At 68.0% G+C, this 15208-nt stretch carries 15 protein-coding genes; 6 read left to right on the top strand and 9 right to left on the bottom strand.

Going from position 1 to position 15208, the window contains the following annotated elements; genetic code table 11:
• Nucleotides 1–2 precede the first annotated feature (2 nt).
• The gene (locus E0H45_RS40980) at nucleotides 3–776 is read right to left on the bottom strand and encodes a phytanoyl-CoA dioxygenase family protein (protein WP_131347965.1); all 774 of its coding nucleotides are present in this window, start codon (nucleotides 774–776) and stop codon (nucleotides 3–5) included.
• Nucleotides 777–874: 98 nt separating this feature from the next.
• Between E0H45_RS40980 and E0H45_RS40975 the strand changes: the two genes are divergently transcribed.
• Nucleotides 875–1684 carry a helix-turn-helix transcriptional regulator gene (locus E0H45_RS40975; RefSeq protein ID WP_165546785.1) on the top strand — a complete coding sequence of 270 codons (810 nt, stop codon included), beginning with the start codon at nucleotides 875–877 and terminating at the stop codon, nucleotides 1682–1684.
• A 45-nt stretch (nucleotides 1685–1729) separates the two neighbouring features.
• Here the strand turns inward: E0H45_RS40975 and E0H45_RS40970 are convergent, their stop codons facing one another.
• Nucleotides 1730–2308, bottom strand: a complete 579-nt coding sequence (locus E0H45_RS40970; protein ID WP_131347961.1) for a Uma2 family endonuclease — start codon at nucleotides 2306–2308, stop codon at nucleotides 1730–1732.
• A gap of 146 nt (nucleotides 2309–2454) precedes the next feature.
• Between E0H45_RS40970 and E0H45_RS40965 the strand changes: the two genes are divergently transcribed.
• Complete coding sequence (locus E0H45_RS40965) at nucleotides 2455–2739, top strand: PDDEXK family nuclease (protein WP_131347959.1); 285 nt, start codon at nucleotides 2455–2457, stop codon at nucleotides 2737–2739.
• A gap of 136 nt (nucleotides 2740–2875) precedes the next feature.
• On the opposite strand, the gene E0H45_RS40960 is transcribed toward E0H45_RS40965, so the two are convergent.
• Complete coding sequence (locus tag E0H45_RS40960) at nucleotides 2876–3196, bottom strand: nuclear transport factor 2 family protein (RefSeq protein ID WP_131347957.1); 321 nt, start codon at nucleotides 3194–3196, stop codon at nucleotides 2876–2878.
• Between the two features lie 78 nt (nucleotides 3197–3274).
• Between E0H45_RS40960 and E0H45_RS40955 the strand changes: the two genes are divergently transcribed.
• Nucleotides 3275–4045 carry a helix-turn-helix domain-containing protein gene (locus tag E0H45_RS40955; protein WP_238155690.1) on the top strand — a complete coding sequence of 257 codons (771 nt, stop codon included), beginning with the start codon at nucleotides 3275–3277 and terminating at the stop codon, nucleotides 4043–4045.
• Here the strand turns inward: E0H45_RS40955 and E0H45_RS40950 are convergent.
• The 3 genes from E0H45_RS40950 to E0H45_RS40940 form a co-directional block, all read right to left on the bottom strand.
• Nucleotides 4042–5232 (bottom strand): epoxide hydrolase family protein, encoded by a 1191-nt coding sequence (locus E0H45_RS40950; RefSeq protein WP_131347953.1) that lies wholly within the window; start codon nucleotides 5230–5232, stop codon nucleotides 4042–4044. The genes E0H45_RS40955 and E0H45_RS40950 overlap by 4 nt on opposite strands.
• The gene (locus E0H45_RS40945; protein WP_131347951.1) at nucleotides 5229–5654 is read right to left on the bottom strand and encodes a MarR family winged helix-turn-helix transcriptional regulator; all 426 of its coding nucleotides are present in this window, start codon (nucleotides 5652–5654) and stop codon (nucleotides 5229–5231) included. Before E0H45_RS40945 ends, E0H45_RS40950 begins: the two co-directional genes overlap by 4 nt.
• Nucleotides 5655–5738: 84 nt before the next feature.
• Nucleotides 5739–7802 (bottom strand): FHA domain-containing protein, encoded by a 2064-nt coding sequence (locus E0H45_RS40940; protein ID WP_131347949.1) that lies wholly within the window; start codon nucleotides 7800–7802, stop codon nucleotides 5739–5741.
• A gap of 525 nt (nucleotides 7803–8327) precedes the next feature.
• On the opposite strand from E0H45_RS40940, the gene E0H45_RS40935 reads away from it, so the two are divergent.
• Nucleotides 8328–10628 carry a M4 family metallopeptidase gene (locus E0H45_RS40935; RefSeq protein WP_131347947.1) on the top strand — a complete coding sequence of 767 codons (2301 nt, stop codon included), beginning with the start codon at nucleotides 8328–8330 and terminating at the stop codon, nucleotides 10626–10628.
• A 62-nt stretch (nucleotides 10629–10690) separates the two neighbouring features.
• On the opposite strand, the gene E0H45_RS40930 is transcribed toward E0H45_RS40935, so the two are convergent.
• The 3 genes from E0H45_RS40930 to E0H45_RS40920 form a co-directional block, all read right to left on the bottom strand.
• On the bottom strand, nucleotides 10691–11869 hold the full coding sequence (locus tag E0H45_RS40930) for an SGNH/GDSL hydrolase family protein (protein WP_238155689.1): 1179 nt from the start codon (nucleotides 11867–11869) through the stop codon (nucleotides 10691–10693).
• A gap of 184 nt (nucleotides 11870–12053) precedes the next feature.
• Nucleotides 12054–12734, bottom strand: a complete 681-nt coding sequence (locus tag E0H45_RS40925; RefSeq protein WP_131347946.1) for an SRPBCC family protein — start codon at nucleotides 12732–12734, stop codon at nucleotides 12054–12056.
• The gene (locus tag E0H45_RS40920; RefSeq protein ID WP_131347944.1) at nucleotides 12731–13300 is read right to left on the bottom strand and encodes a winged helix-turn-helix domain-containing protein; all 570 of its coding nucleotides are present in this window, start codon (nucleotides 13298–13300) and stop codon (nucleotides 12731–12733) included. Before E0H45_RS40920 ends, E0H45_RS40925 begins: the two co-directional genes overlap by 4 nt.
• A gap of 202 nt (nucleotides 13301–13502) precedes the next feature.
• Here E0H45_RS40920 and E0H45_RS40915 point away from each other — a divergent pair, with 202 nt between their 5' ends.
• Both E0H45_RS40915 and E0H45_RS40910 read left to right on the top strand, forming a co-directional pair.
• Nucleotides 13503–14420 carry a nucleotidyltransferase domain-containing protein gene (locus E0H45_RS40915; protein WP_131347942.1) on the top strand — a complete coding sequence of 306 codons (918 nt, stop codon included), beginning with the start codon at nucleotides 13503–13505 and terminating at the stop codon, nucleotides 14418–14420.
• Complete coding sequence (locus E0H45_RS40910) at nucleotides 14410–15165, top strand: nucleotidyltransferase domain-containing protein (protein ID WP_238155688.1); 756 nt, start codon at nucleotides 14410–14412, stop codon at nucleotides 15163–15165. The genes E0H45_RS40915 and E0H45_RS40910 overlap by 11 nt, the downstream gene beginning before the upstream one ends.
• The last annotated feature ends 43 nt before the right edge of the window (nucleotides 15166–15208 follow it).

Below are 15208 nucleotides of genomic sequence, written 5' to 3'. Positions count from 1 at the left end.
ACTCAGGACTGGTCGGCGGCAACCTTGCCGTCGACCAGGAACGGCTCGAAGGAGCCGTGCGGCCCCGTACCTTCGGCGTTCGTGATCACTTCGGGGGAGTACTGCAGCAGGTAGACCTGGCGCAGCTTGTCGGTCAGGTTCGCCCCGCTGCGGTGGATCACGGTGCTGGAGAAGCAGACGATCGTCCCGGCCGGGGCGATCACCGGCATGCCCGGATCGGAGCCGAAGTAGCAGACCCGGTCACCGGTCTCGACCGGGACGTGCTTGATGTAGGACTTGATGCCCGAGCGGCTGTACGGCAGCAGGTAGACCGACCCGTTCTCCTCGGTCACGTCGTCCAGCGCGATCCAGCAGGTCAGGTACGGCGTGTGGTTCTCGTGGACGTACCCCGAGTCCTGGTGCCAGGCGAACGTGGTGTCGGGATCGCCCGCCTTGATCACGTACTGCTCCCAGAACAGGAAGGCGTTCTCGCCGAGCACCCGGCGGCAGATCTGCTCCATGATCGGGCCGAAGATGAAGCTCCGCAGCTCCGGGCGCTGCTGGTAGATCATGTTGCTGAAGTACCGCTTGCCCTTGGCGTTGATGCCGATCCGATCGACCCCGGCAGCATCCATGGCGGCGTCGAGACGGTCGATGGAGAACTGTGCGGCACTGCGCAGCAACTCCAGGTCCTCGGGGCCGATCGCCTTCTCCAGGACGAAGTAGCCCTCCTCGGCGTACTGGGCGACCTGCTCGTCGCCGATCAGCTGGGCGATGGATTTCTCCGTTTGCGTCATGATGATCACTCTGGCAAACCAGCAGCAGGTGCCGGAATGCTCGCGGTGGCAGTTCGATGCACGTTTTGGCACGGAGGTTGGAGCGGAGGTCGGACCTGATGGCCGGTGGCTACCAGCGGATCACGATGTCGGACCAGGACCCGACCCCGTTCGGCAGAGTGCTGCTGGCCGGGGAGGTCTCCGATGCCGAACCGCTGGTGCCCGGACCGCTGCACGCCTTGCCGGGCACGGTCATCTCACTCGTCACCGCCGGCACCGGCTTCTATCGGCACGCAGATCGGCACACCGAACCGATCGTCGCACCATCGCTCACGGTGGTGCTCCCCGGCGAGCAGCATTGGTACGGCACCCACCCCGGTCAGCGCTGGAGTGAATGGTTCGCGGTCGTCGAAGGGCCGGCGTTCGAGCTGTTGCGCCAGACCGGTCGGCTGACCTGGTCGGGTCCCCGGCCGCTCCAGCGTGGGGTTCGGCCGGCCGACCTGGCGCTACTGCTCCGCAGCGCGCCGCCGGGTTCGGGGGCCGAGCAGCAGATCTGGGCACTTGCGGCCTGGCTGTCGGGTGCGCTGGCTCCGTCCGTCGACGACGAGACAGCGCTCTGGGACCAGGCGGCGCGGCTGCTCAGCGAGGACCTGCCCCGCCGGTTGGAGATGCGCGACGTCGCGGCCCACCTCGATCTCGAGTACGACCGGTTCCGGCGGGTCTTCCGTGACCGCTTCGGCAGGTCGCCGCTGGCCTTCCGTAACGACCGGCGGCTCGAGGTCGCAGCAACCCTGTTGCGGGCCACCAACCTGACCTGCCGGGAGATCGCCCGGCGCATCGGCTTCTCCGACGAGTTCCACCTCTCCCGCCGCTTCCGCAGCCGCTACGGCACCTCCCCGACCGGCTACCGAACCTCCCGAGTGGCCTGATCCCCCAAGAGTGCGGCGTTGTGGGTTCGACTCGTGATGCTGGTCCTAGTGGAGGTCTTCGAGGTCGAGGTTCACGGCGAACGGCTCGGTGCCGGTGAAGAGACCGCCAACGACCTCCGCGTCGAGGTAGCCGAACTTGTCGGTCAGGTGGCAGGCCAGGAGGGAGACCGGCTCTTGGAGGTCGACGATCCAGTAGTGGGGAATGCCGGCATCGGCGTACTCGGCGCGCTTGACGACGTTGTCCGTACGACGTGATCCCGGGGAGACGATCTCGACGACGACGAGGACCTCCGACGCCCGGATCAGTCCGCCGTCGGTTCGGACGCGGCGACGGGCGGAGCGGCGTACGACGATGACGTCAGGCCGACGGGAGAAGCCAGGCTGATCCGGCGGCACGAGCTCGAGATCGATGTCCACGTCAGTGATGACTTCGAGATCCTGCGGCAGTTGGGGCATCAACTGTACGGCGATCCGCAGCGCGGCCATGTTGTGGTCCGGGCTGGGGCTCGGCGACATCACGAGATTGCCCTCCATGAGCTCGGACCGGCCGGCATCGTCTTCGCCGAGTGTCGCGTACTCGCCGACGGTGAGCAGATGGGCGGGCGGCAGCGGGACAGCTGTCATCGTCTCCTCCTCATCTCCGGACACCATTGTTCCATGCGTCAGCATCTGGGGATCGCTGGGACACTCGTCCGGTCGCGCTCCGTAGCCGGTCTCCCTAGGGTGAGAGGCTGATTGGGGGTGCCGTGGTCGATCCACGTTGTGAGGCCGTGCTGGTTTGGAAAGACGGCAGGTTCGTCGACAAGACGCGGGAGGCCAGTTCCTGGCGACCGGCGGGCAACGGCCGGATCGTCATCGTCTACGGCACTCGCCCGGTGCTCGGGATCGAGGTCGACGGGTTCAAGTACCACGAGAACAACCCCGAGCAGCTGAGACGCGATGCTCTCAAGGACGGCATCTTCGCGGCGCACCGGATGCCCCTGCTCCGGCTGCCCACCACGGGGAGTGCGGAAGCCGCCCGGATCCGCGCGGAGCTGGACCGGATCGACATGTGATCCTCGCCGGGCAGGTGACGGTGAGGTCGGCGTGCGATGCGCTGACTGGAGCTCCAGGCCATCACAATTGCCGCCTGTCGGCGAGCTTGAGCGTGTGGTCTGCGCTGGTCCGTCGAATGTGATGGCCTGGCGGTCCTCAAGCAGGCTGTACGACGTCCCAGTGTTCGACGATCTGGTTGTTTTCGAAGCGCCAGATGTCTACTACGGACTGGGTGGCTTCGGGGGTGGTCATGAGGTAGTGGACGACTACGTGGGTGTCGTCGGCGATGACGCGGTGCAGGTCAAGTTTGGCGCCGGCGACGGGGGCCTTGGCGATGAACTCGAGGAAGGCGTCGCGGCCGGAGGGGTTGCCGGGGCTGTGCTCGACGAAGTTCTCGTGCAGGAGCGGGCGGAGCGGTTCGAGGTTGCCGTTGGCGAATTCCTGGAAAGCGTGCAGGGTGAGCTGCTTGATCGTCATGCGTACGACGGTGCGCCCGCCGGTGTGGTGCTGTCGATTACCTGCCTTGTCATGGCGCGGCCCTGGATACTTGAAGGTGTGAGTGACGACAGGCCTGTGGGCGAGCTGTTGCGGGAGTGGCGGCGGCGGAGGAAGTTGAGTCAGCTCGACCTCGCGATCCAAGCGGATGTCTCGTCGCGGCACGTGAGTTTCGTCGAGACCGGGCGGACGATTCCGAGCAGTGCGATGGTGTTGCACCTCGCCGAGCAGCTCGACGTACCGCTGCGCGAACGCAACAGACTCCTGGTTGCGGCCGGCCACGCGCCTGTGTACCGGCAGACGCCGCTGGACGATCCGGACATGACGCGGGTCCGAGCGGCCCTCGAACAGTTCCTCCGGGCGCACGCGCCGTACCCGGCCGTCGCCGTCGACCGCCGCTGGAACCTGCTGCTGGCGAACGACTCCTTCAACGTGTTCCTGGCCGGCGTCGACCAGAAGTTGCTCACGGCACCGATCAACCTGATGCGCCTCGGCCTGCATCCCGACGGTCTGGCGTCCCGGGTCCGCAACCTGGAGCAGGTTCGCGGGTATCTCCTGCCCCGCCTCGCCCGCCAGGCCGCGGCCTCCGGCGACCCCGAACTCCATCAGCTGTACGACGAACTCGTTGCCCACGGCCCTGTCGACACCACGCCGCCGGATCCCGCCGACATCGCCCTCCCGATCCACATCCGGTACCGCGGCACCGACCTCGCGTTCCTCAGCACCATCACCACGTTCGGCGCCGCGTTCGACATCACCCTCGAGGAGATCGCCGTGGAGACGTACCTTCCCGCGGACGCGAGCACTATGGAGTTCTTCCGGCGTACCTAACGGAGGTCGCGGAACGTTCTCCGGAGGTCGTCGGTCAATTCCGTTGGGAGCTCCCACGGGATGAAGTGGCCGCCGTTGGGGTGGGCGGTGATGTTGGTGTGGTTGTACCAGGCGGCGCGGTCGCTCGCGAGGAAGTTCTGCACGCGTTCCTCGGGAGTGTGGACGCCGGGCGGGTCCTCGTGGCCGACGAACGTGATGCCGGTCGGGGCCTCGATCGCCGGCATACGGTCGTGCGACGGCGTCCACGGGTAGCGGTTGTTGTTGGCGTACGTGCGGATCGAGGTGTCGATCGCGTTGCCCGCCCAGTAGATCGTCGCGTGGGTGAGCAGGTCGTCGTCGGTGAACGCCTTGTCGCCCTCCGACCAGCTCTGCCAGCGTTCCAGGATCCACGCGAGCATGCCGGCGGGGGAGTCGGCGAGGCCGAAGCCGAGGGTGCTCGGATCGAGTACGTGCGTGGCCAGATGTGCGGCGAAGCGGCGTTCGAGCTCGATGATGCGGGCGTGGATCGCCGGCGGCAGCCCCTCCGGGATCGGATTGCCGCCGCTCAGGTCCCAGCCGCGATCGCCGTTGAAGAACGTGAGTTTCAGCGCCGACCCGATGTGGATCCCGTAGAGCTCATCGGCGTACTTGTGGCCGAGCTGCCCCGTCACCAGCGCGCCGACGTCACAGCCGGCCGCGGCGTACTTCGGGAATCCGAGGACACCCGTCATGAGTTCGTGCCAGACGTCGGCGATCTTCCAGAAGTTCATGTCCACACGGGTCGGCGTCGAGAACCCGAACCCGGGCAGCGACGGGACGATCACGTCGAACGCATCCGCCGGATCACCGCCGTACGACGCGGGGTCGGCGAGCTGGTCGATCACCTTCGACCAGTGCCAGAACGTCCACGGCCAGCCGTGACTCAGGATCAACGGGATCGGCCGCGGGCCGACGCCCGGCCGGCGCAGGAAGTGCACCGGTACGTCGCCGACGTCGACGCGGTAGTGGTCGTACGCGTTGATCGCCCGCTCGGCCGCGCGCCAGTCGAAACCGTCGGCCCAGTACTCGACGAGCGGTTGCAGGCGGGTACGGCGTACACCGTAGAAACCGTCGTCGTTGCCGGCGTCGCGCGGCCACTTCGTCGCGCGCAGGCGGCGGCGGAGGTCGTCGAGGACCTCATCGGGTACGGCGATAGGCGTGGGGATCATGGGGTGTCCTCCGCGAGTGCGGTCAGGCGATGGAGTACGTCGATCGAGCCCGCGAGTACTGCGCGCTCGTCGGGGCTGAGTTGCTCGACGAGCGCGGTCAGTTTCGCGACCCGGTTCGTGTGCCGGGATCGGACGAGCTCCTGGCCGGTGTGGGTCAGTGACAGCAGGCTGGCGCGGCCGTCGGCTGGGTCGGGGCGGCGCTGGACGAGACCGTCCTGCTCGAGTTTCCCGACCAGGCTGGTCAGGGCGGGTTGCTTCAGCTGCTCGGTCGCCAGCAGGTCGGTGAGACGCAGCGGTCCGCGCCGGTTGAGCGTGTGCAGGACCGAGAGCGCCGAGAAGTTGAGCCGCCGTACCGACGGGAGGCGGATGAAGATCGTGTTGAAGTCCTCGATGACCGTGGTCAACCGGTCGACGTCCAGCATGCCGCCTCCTCCTTGCCCACCGCGACGGTGGGTTGCGGCGACTATATCAATTTTCGATATAAGTCGGCCGGGAGGGTGCTGGGATCAGTTGCTGAGGGCCACCTTGGGGACGGCGAAGGTCGTGTCGCCGGACTTGAAGGTGAGCACGGCCGTGGTGGCGCTGTCCGGGAGGTGACCCTTGAACGTGAGCGTGCCGTGTTCGGTGCCGCCGGTCGCGATCCGGCTCGGCCAGGCGCTCTTGCCGGGGTCGGCGCGCAGGGCGGTGCCGTCGGCGGCGGTGAACGTCGTACCGTCGATCGGGACCGTGATCGCCTGCTTGGAGGTGTTGACCAGCTTGACCTCGACGCGGGTGAAATGGCTCGTGTACGTGACGTTCTCGACGGTCATCGTGACACCGGTGCCGGGCTTCGTGACCGGTTTGATCAGCCGGTCCTCGCCGGTCTCGTTGCCGGTCAGGTAGCCGCCGACGTACTCCGCGCCCGCGGTCAGCGCGAACCCTCCGACCCCGACGCCGACGAGCACCACGGCGACCGCGACGAGAACCGACACGTCGAGACGGCCCGGCCGGTGGTACTTCGGGACGGCTGCATCAATCAGTGCGAGAACCATCGCGACCACGAGGGCGATACCGGGCGGGACCAGCCATCTGAGCACGCCACCGGGTCCGTCGGCGAGGAACGTGACGACCAGGTTCACGACGATCCCGAGCAGGATCACCACACCGGCCGCAATCAGCACCCGCGACAAGCGCACCGTCCCTACGGCGTCGTCGTCGTTGGCTGTACGCCGCTCCGCTCCGGGCAACTGACCTGACCTGGGGAGCCGATCGTCCGCGCCGGGCAGTTGCTGGTCCGCATCGGCCGACCGCCGGTCGCGTCCCGCCGTACGAAGATCCCGCCCGACCGACCGCCGCTCACCACTCGCTCGCTGCTCGGCACGCGTTCGCTGGTCGGCGCTTGTCTGGCGGTCGACGCCGGCGGCTGTCGGGTCGGGCCAGCCGGCGGACTCGTTCCAGTTCGCTTCCGACTGATCAATCTGCGCGGAAATCTCCCACGGCGACCGCACCGGCTCCGGATTGTCCGCCGACGGATAAGCCGCCCACGTCCCGCCGTCCCGCCCGGCACCGTCTCCAACCTCAAACCCAGGAACCACCCCAGCAGCCCCATACCCACCAGCCTCCGCCCCGTACTCGGCGTCCGCATACCCGTCGGCGTCCGCGCCGCGCCCGTACTCGTCGGCGTCCGCCCCGGCCCCGTACCTGTCGGCGTCCGCCCCAGGCCCGTACCCATCAGCTCCCGCGCCCGGCGCAAACGGGTTGCCGCCACCAGACACCTGCTCGCCGTCCGCGAACGGATTCCCGCCCGCAGCCGACTGCCCACCCTGCACCGACGGCCCACCAGCAGGCTCCTGCTCGCTCGACGCAAACGAGTCGGCACCGGCCACCTGGTCCGCCTGCGCGAACGGGCTGTTGCCGGGCGCCTGCTCTGCCTGCGTGAACGGGTTGTTGCCGGGCGCCTGCTCTGCCTGCGTGAACGGGTTGTTGCCGGGTTCTTGGTCCGGTTGCGTGAACGGGTTTGGTTCGTTCCGAGGGCCGGGTGTGGGTTCGGCGTACGGCGGCTCAGCGTCCGGCGCGGTGCCGGGTGGGGTGTTGGGGGCTGACAGGGGGCCGGGTGTGGGCTCGGCTGGTGGGGGTGGCTGGGTGAAGGCGGTCGGGGGCGGGGTTGGTGTGGGGAGCGGGGGTGCGGCGGGGGTGCTGGTGGCGGGGTGGTCCTGGGCGTCTGGGTGCTGGTGCGCGTCCGCGTCGGACCGGGTGGGAGGGGCGGGAGGTGTTGGGGGTGCGTCTGCGGGGTGGGGGGTGGTGGACTTGTTGAAGGTCAGGATCGAGCGGCCGATGTGGATTCGGTCGCCGGTGGTGAGAGGGGTGGGTCCGGTGAGGCGGCGGCCGTTGAGGCCGGTGCCGTTGCGGGACTCGTCGTGGAGGGTCCAGGTGGCGCCGTCGCGGCTCAGGCGGGCGTGGATGCGGGAGATCTGGTCGTCCGCCTGCAGCCGGATGTCGGCGTTGGAGGCGCGGCCGATGGTGACCGTGTCGGTCCCGTCAGACAGCGTCCACTGCTGCTCGCCGAGCGACAGCACGAATTCGGTTTCCACTCACACCCCAGCCGGCGTCGTCCTGATCGCGATCCGGTCCCGCCGCCGGGGTGTTGCACCCCGCGGCAGCCGACCCGTCTGCGCGATTCTGCCATTCACACCAGCCCCAGACCACCAGCAGACCCACCCCACGCAACCCCACCACCGTCCGCAACGAACCCCTCACGCACCCCCAGTACCGTCCGCAACCAGCCGCTCACCACCGCCGGCCACCGCCCGCAGCCAGCTCCGCTCGAGTCGGTCGGGGTTGTGATGATTCTCAGGTTGGTGGGGCGTTTGTCAGCGCTTAGTAGCGATGACAACGCGGTCAGTTGTCATGGGGGTGCCAACGGCACGACAGCGCCTTGCTCGGGTGCGGGGTGGGACATAGTGTCCGTCCGCGCGATCCATCGGGGCTGGATGGAAAGGGGTCTTCCGGACAGCCGTTCCGATGGGTAGGCCGGAGGTTCCAGGCGGAGTGGTGCACCGCCTGCAGTCCGGCGAGGCGCAACCCGCCCAGCACCACATCGCGAAGGGACCACATCCATGGTCTTGTTTCAGCGTTCCCGCAAAGTTGCTGTCGTTCTCGGGGTGACCAGCCTCGCAGCGGCAGCACTCGCCGGGCTCGGTACGTCGGCCGGTGCGGCGACGAATGCGGCACCTCCGCCGCGGCCCTCACAGGCGCAGTCGAAGGCGTTCGCCGCCGACTCCGCCTCCTCACTCGTGGCGGGGCGGCCGAGCGCCCTGCACGCCTCGAAGGACGACAAGTTCACCGCGAAACCGGTGATCTCGGAGCAGTCCGGTCTGCAGTACGTCCCGTACGAGCGTTCGTACAAGGGCCTCCCGGTCGTCGGTGGTGACTTCGTCGTGGTCACCGACGCGAAGGGTGCTGTGAAGTACACCTCGGTCGGCCAGACCACCGCCGTACCGGAGCTGTCGACGACCGCGAAGGTGACCCCAGCGGCCGCGCAGAAGACGGCGAAGACGCAGCTCAAGAAGGTCGACTCGTCGACCACGCCGACGCTCGCGGTCTACGCCCTGAACGGCACCCCGAAGCTCATGTGGCAGTCGCGGGTCAGCGGCAACAACGGCCACGACCCGTCGAGCCTGTCGGTGTACGTCGACGCGCAGAGCGGCAAGGTGCTCGGTAGCAAGGAACACGTGATGGCCGGCAACGGTACGGCGGCGTACAGCGGCCCGAGCCCGGTACACCTGGACACCACACTGTCGGGCAGCACGTACTCGATGAAGGACCCCAACACCACCAACCTGTCCTGCCAGGACGCGGCGAACAACACCACGTTCTCCGGTCCGGACGACAACTGGGGCAACGGTACGGCGACCAACAAGGAGACCGGTTGCGTCGACGCCCTGTTCGCGGCGCAGACCGAGCGGCACATGCTGACCGACTGGCTCGGTCGCAACGGCATGGACGGTAACGGCGGCGCCTGGCCGATCCGTGTCGGCCTGAACGACGAGAACGCGTACTACGACGGCTCGCAGGTGCAGATCGGCCACAACACGGCCGGCGGCTGGATCGGCTCGATCGACGTACTGGCCCACGAGATGGGTCACGGGATCGACGACCACACGCCGGGCGGGATCTCCGGCAGTGGCACCCAGGAGTTCGTCGCCGACACGTTCGGCGCGGCGACCGAGTACTACAGCAACCAGGGCGCGTCGTACGACCCGCCGGACTTCCTGGTCGGCGAAGAGGTCAACCTGGTCGGCAGCGGGCCGATCCGGAACATGTACAACCCGTCGGCGCTCGGCGACCCGAACTGCTACTCGAGCTCGATCCCGGGCACCGAGGTGCACGCGGCAGCCGGTCCGGGTAACCACTGGTTCTACCTGTTGTCGCAGGGCAGCAACGGCTCGCCGACGAGCCCGACCTGCAACAGCTCGACCGTGACCGGGATCGGCATCCAGAAGGCGATCCGGATCATGTACAACGCGATGCTGATGAAGACCAGCAGCAGCTCGTACCTGAAGTACCGGACCTGGACGCTGACCGCGGCCAAGAACCTGTACCCGGGCAGCTGCACCGAGTTCAACACCGTGAAGGCGGCCTGGGACGCGGTCAGCGTGCCGGCTCAGACGGCCGACCCGACCTGCTCCACGTCGGGTGGCGTGACGGTCACGAACCCCGGCAACAAGACCGGCACGGTCGGTACGGCGATCTCGTCGTTCACGCTCACCGCGTCCGGCGGCACCGCGCCGTACACCTGGTCGGCGTCCGGTCTGCCGGCCGGCATCACCATCGGCTCGTCCACCGGCACCGTGTCCGGTACCCCGACCGCGAGCGGCACGTTCAACGTCACCGCGACGGCGACCGCGAGTGCCGGCGGCTCGGGCAGCACGTCGTTCACCTTCACCATCGGCGGCACCGGCGGCTGCTCCGGCCAGAAGCTCGGCAACCCGGGCTTCGAGACCGGTACGGCGGCACCGTGGTCGGCGTCGGCCGGAGTGATCGACAACAGCACCTCCCAGCCCGCGCGCAGCGGCACCTGGAAGGCGTGGCTGGACGGCTACGGCTCGACCCACACCGACACGCTGAGCCAGTCGGTCGCGATCCCGGCCGGATGCTCGGCAACGCTCTCCTTCTACCTGCACATCGATTCTGCGGAGACCACCACGTCGACGCAGTACGACAAGCTGACGGTGAAGGCGGGCTCGACCACGCTGGCGACGTACTCGAACCTGAACAAGGCGAGCGGCTACTCGCTCAAGTCGTTCAATCTCTCGTCGTTCGCCGGCCAGACGGTGTCGATCAGCTTCACCGGCACCGAGGACAGCTCCCTGCAGACCTCGTTCGTCATCGACGACACAGGCCTCAACCTGAGCTGACGCAGTAACTAGAACCCGGCCGCCGCACCTTCGGGGGTGCGGCGGCCGGCCTTTGTCTTGTGTCAGTTCAGGGTCATGCGCGGCTCGCCGTTCACCAGGCCGGTGCCGGCGATGGTGCAGGTGCCGCCGCGGTTCTGGGTGTAGGTCTGGCGGACACAGGAGCGGAGCGCGAGCTGGGCCCAGTAGTTCGGGTGCAGGGATTCCTGGATGAAGTAGTTCGAGCCGACGGTCGTCACCGTACGGATCTGGTTGATCCACTCGGTCTTGTCGACGGCCGTGGGCTGGGTCCACGAGCTGAGGCCGACCTCCTCGTACAGGCCGACGGTGTTCTCGCAGAGCCGGCGGCCGTTGAACGCGGACTGGAGTTCGAGCAGGCGGGCGTTGGACAGGCCGGACTGGCCGATCGCGGCGCGGACCGTGTTGTTGATCGTGGTGAGCGCGGTGCTGTTCGCCCAGTCGGCGTCCGCGTTCCAGAAGCCGCATCCGCCGACGCTCTGCCGGGTGTAGCCGCTCTGCCCGTACCGGAACCCGCTGGCGGCCGGGATCGGTGACGGATACGTCTGTACGACGAGAGTCCACGCGCTGTCGCCGTACCCGGCGTTCCGCATCGCCGTCCGGACGTTCTGGAACGCCGTAGCGATCTTGCCCTGAACCGTGGTGATGTTCGAGGCGGTGAAGTTGGCGACGACGGACGAATCGTCGCGGCAGTAGTCCGGGTCCCAGGACGGCGAGAGCAGGAAGTCCTGCACGCACTGGGTGACGATCGACGCGAAGTTGAAGTCGTTGCCGCCGATCGAGACGACCACCTGCTTCACATTGTGGGTCGCCGCGAAGACCTGCAGCATCTTCGCCTGTCCCTGCTTGCCCGCGCCGTCGTCGTAGAAGTCGATGCCCGGCTTGAAGTCGCTGCCGGTGCCGGTCGTGGTGCGAGCGCCCGAGCAGGCCAGGTTCAGCCCGCCGACCCCGCCGCCGACGTACGCCTCGGCGGACTGACTGCGGTGGCACTTCGGGATCAGCTCGGCGGTGTGCGTCGCGTTGTCGTGGTAGGCGTGGGCACCGAGCGCGTCGGCCGGTGCCTCGGAGTCGTTCGAGCTCCCGGCCCATCGGCCGGCCTCACCCGAGATGTAGGAGTCCCCAACGGTGACGACGTACGGCGTTCCCGATCCGGGACCGTCGGCGTGGGCAGGGGACGCGACCAGGCCTAGGCCGGTCATGGAGAGCACAAGGATCGCTGCTGACACTCGACGCCACGATGAGAAAGCAAGGGGCGGATTCATCCGGAAGACCTCTCTCGCCGGAGTTCGGTGATCTCAGGACCCCCTCCAGATCACCGTCGGCAAGAATGTACTTCCCGGTAACCACACTCGGTAGACCGAGAGTGCTGACACCTTTGCGCCCTGTCACCGCCGTGTCACCGCTGAGCGGTTACTCGGGGAGCTTGAGCTCCTGCGGGTAGCGCTCGGTCCACCACGCGCGCCAGCGGGCCTCGAGCTCGTCGCGGTCGGTGTCGCCGTACACCGAAAGGATCGCCATCGTGGCGCCCTCCGGCTTCTGGTCGCCGGGCGGGATGTGGCTGAGCACCAGGAGACCGTTGCCCCAGGCATCTATTGTGAGGCCGAGTTGGTGGTCGGAGCGGTACCAGACCTCGCACTTGACGCTCTCGCCGATCAGATCGAGGTCGAACGCGTCACCGGCCGGAATGTGTAGCTCGTCGATGGGGGAGACGGCGCCGGTACCCGAGTAGAACAAGGTACGGCGGGGATCGCCCGGATGCCGTTCGACCGCGAAGCGGAGCTGGTGGAGGAACGTGATCCAGCCCTCGGTGACGTCGTCGTAGTACGCGTCCCACTCGGGGTTGGCGCCCAGCGGCGCGCGTGTCAGCGTGACGCGGGATCCGCCCTCGACCGCCTCGACGACGAACTCGTCACCGTTCCCTAGCCGCAGCGCCGTACCGTCCTCTGTGACCTCGGTGAAGTAGATCAGGTCGATCTCTTCGTCGAGGCCGCCTTCGTACTCCCAGCCGTGCCAGTGCCGGATCTTGTCCTTGTTCCGCAGGGCGTCCCACACCGTCTCCACCGGGGCGGCCACCGTCACCACGATCTTCATGACTCTCCTTCGGTACGGCGGGGCGCGGGATGTCCGCCCGCGATCAGCCGATACGGCCGCCCGCCCTCGCTGTCGAACTCCTCGACCACGCGCTGCATCGCAGCGGTCAACGCGTCGGTGAACCGGTGCACGTCGCTCGGCTCCGCGAACCGCACCTCGGTCTCGAGCGTGAAGGTCAGCAGCCGCTTCGCGTCCGCGTCGGCTGCGGTCTGCATCCGCGCCACGTCACGGACCGTCCCGGCGGCGACCTCGACCAGGTGCTCGGCGGCGTACTGGTCCTGGATCTGGGTGAACGCACGGCCCATGACGCCCGGATCGACGACCAGGTCGGCCGACGCGCGCAGGATCCGCTCGGTGAACCCGCGTCGGCGCCGCTCCTCGACGAGCTCGACCAGGCCGGCCTTCTCGAGTTCGCGCAGGTGGTAGTTCACCCGCTGCCGCGGCAGGTCGAGCGCGGCCGCGAGCTGGGTCGCAGACGAGGGCTCCCGCAGCAGCTCGAGCAGCCGCCGCCGGATCGGCGACAACGCCAACCGCACCTTCTCGGGCTCCTCGAGATACCGCAGCATCCCCTCAATCTCCACTTGACAGGAAAATTTGTCAAGAGAGTGCTGAACGCCCAGACCATCACAATTGGCCGCGGCCGGGGCCGCCACGCGGGGATGGGCTCGGCCGGCGCAATTGTGATGGCCTGGGCGTCCGGGGCTCGGGTGGCGCGGGTCGGGCGGAATGTGATGGCGGCGTGGTCTGTGGGTCGGGCAGCATGGGCGGGTGGGAGTTCAGGGGCCGCAGTTGCCGGTTGGTACGCAGGTGGTGGTCCGGGTCGCGGCGCCCGACGATCGGGGCGGTACGGCGCAGCGTGGAGCGACCGGGCGGGTCGCCGGCGTGACCCCGGACGGCCGCTACACGGTCCGCCTCGTCGACGGCCGCCAAACCGTGGCCCGGCGCGATCAGCTCAGCCTGCGGACGGCGTACCAGGACGAGGCGATCGAGCTCGACCAGCCGGACGGCGACCGGCTGGTCCGCGAGCACACGATCTACGCTGCGGTCGTCGGGTCACGCGCGTTCGGCCTGGATACCGATCAGTCGGACACCGACACCCGTGGTGTGTACGTCGCCCCGACCGAAGCGTTCTGGTCGCTCGCTAAGCCGCCGACGCACGTCGACGGACCGGAGCCGGAGTGGTTCTCGTGGGAGGTCGAGCGGTTCTGCGAACTCGCGCTGAAGTCGAACCCGAACCTCCTCGAGGTCCTGCACTCACCCCTCGTCGTCCGGCAGACGCCCCTCGGCGAGGAACTCGTCGGACTCCGTACGGCGTTCCTGTCCCAGCTGGCGTACCAGACGTACTCCGGCTACGTGCTGAGCCAGTTCAAGAAGCTCGAAACGGACTTCCGCCGCGACGGCACGCCGAAGTGGAAGCACGTCATGCACCTCATCCGGCTGCTGCTCTCGGCCCGCGAACTGTTGCTCGAAGCAACCCTCGTCGTCGACGTCGGCCCGCACCGCGAACGCCTCCTCGCAGTGAAGCGCGGCGAGCTGCCGTGGGACGAGGTCGAGCGCTGGCGACTCACCCTGCACGAGGAACTCGACAAGGCGCTGCAGCGAACTGTCCTCCCGGCGACGCCGGATGTCGCAACCGTCGACGCTTGGCTGCGGTCCGTCCGGAAGAGGGGTCTCGGTGACGCGTGACATGCGGCAGCTCGACTATGCCGAGCTGCGAACCATCATGGGGGAGCAGCCCTACCCGTTGCTCTTCGCAACAGTCTCCGGCGCACATCTGTACGGCTTCCCGTCCCGCGACTCCGACGTCGACCTGCGCGGCGTACACGTGCTGCCGGCCGCCGAGGTGGTCGGACTGCGGCACGGTCCGGAGACCCTCGATCGCACCTGGTTCGAGAACGAGGCCGAGGTTGATCTGGTCACTCACGACCTCGCGAAGTTCGCCCGCCTGATGCTCCGCCGCAACGGCTACGTCCTCGAACAGGTCCTGTCGCCCCTCGTGGTCGTCAGTACGCCGGAACACGCGGAGCTGGTCGCGCTCGCGAAGGGCTGCATCACCAAATGGCACGCGCACCACTACCGCGGGTTCGCACGCACCCAGTGGGAGTTCTTCGAGAAGAAGCGTGAGCTGAAGCCGTTGCTGTACACGTTCCGGGTGCTGCTGACCGGCATCAACCTGATGCGGACCGGCGTGGTCCAGGCGGATCTGCGCGAGCTTCCGGGTGGGCCGTCGTACCTGCCGGAGTTGATGGCGGCGAAGGCGGAGGCTGAGCACGCGCCACTCGAAGGGCCGAGCTTCGAGCAGCTCGCTGCGGACGTACTAGAACTACAGAACGTGCTGGACGAGGCGGAGGCAGTGAGCGACCTGCCGGACCGGCCGTCCGCCGAGCCCGGACTGCACGAGCTGCTCCTCAAGGCCCGGCTCAGTCGCTGATCGCACCCTTTTCCTTCGTTGTAGACAGCCCTAGGCTATTTAC

Origin of the sequence: Kribbella soli (genome assembly GCF_004331345.1) — a bacterium.
GTDB lineage: Bacteria > Actinomycetota > Actinomycetes > Propionibacteriales > Kribbellaceae > Kribbella > Kribbella soli.
Note: the sequence above shows the minus strand (reverse complement) of the source record. Positions and strands in the feature narration are given on the sequence as shown.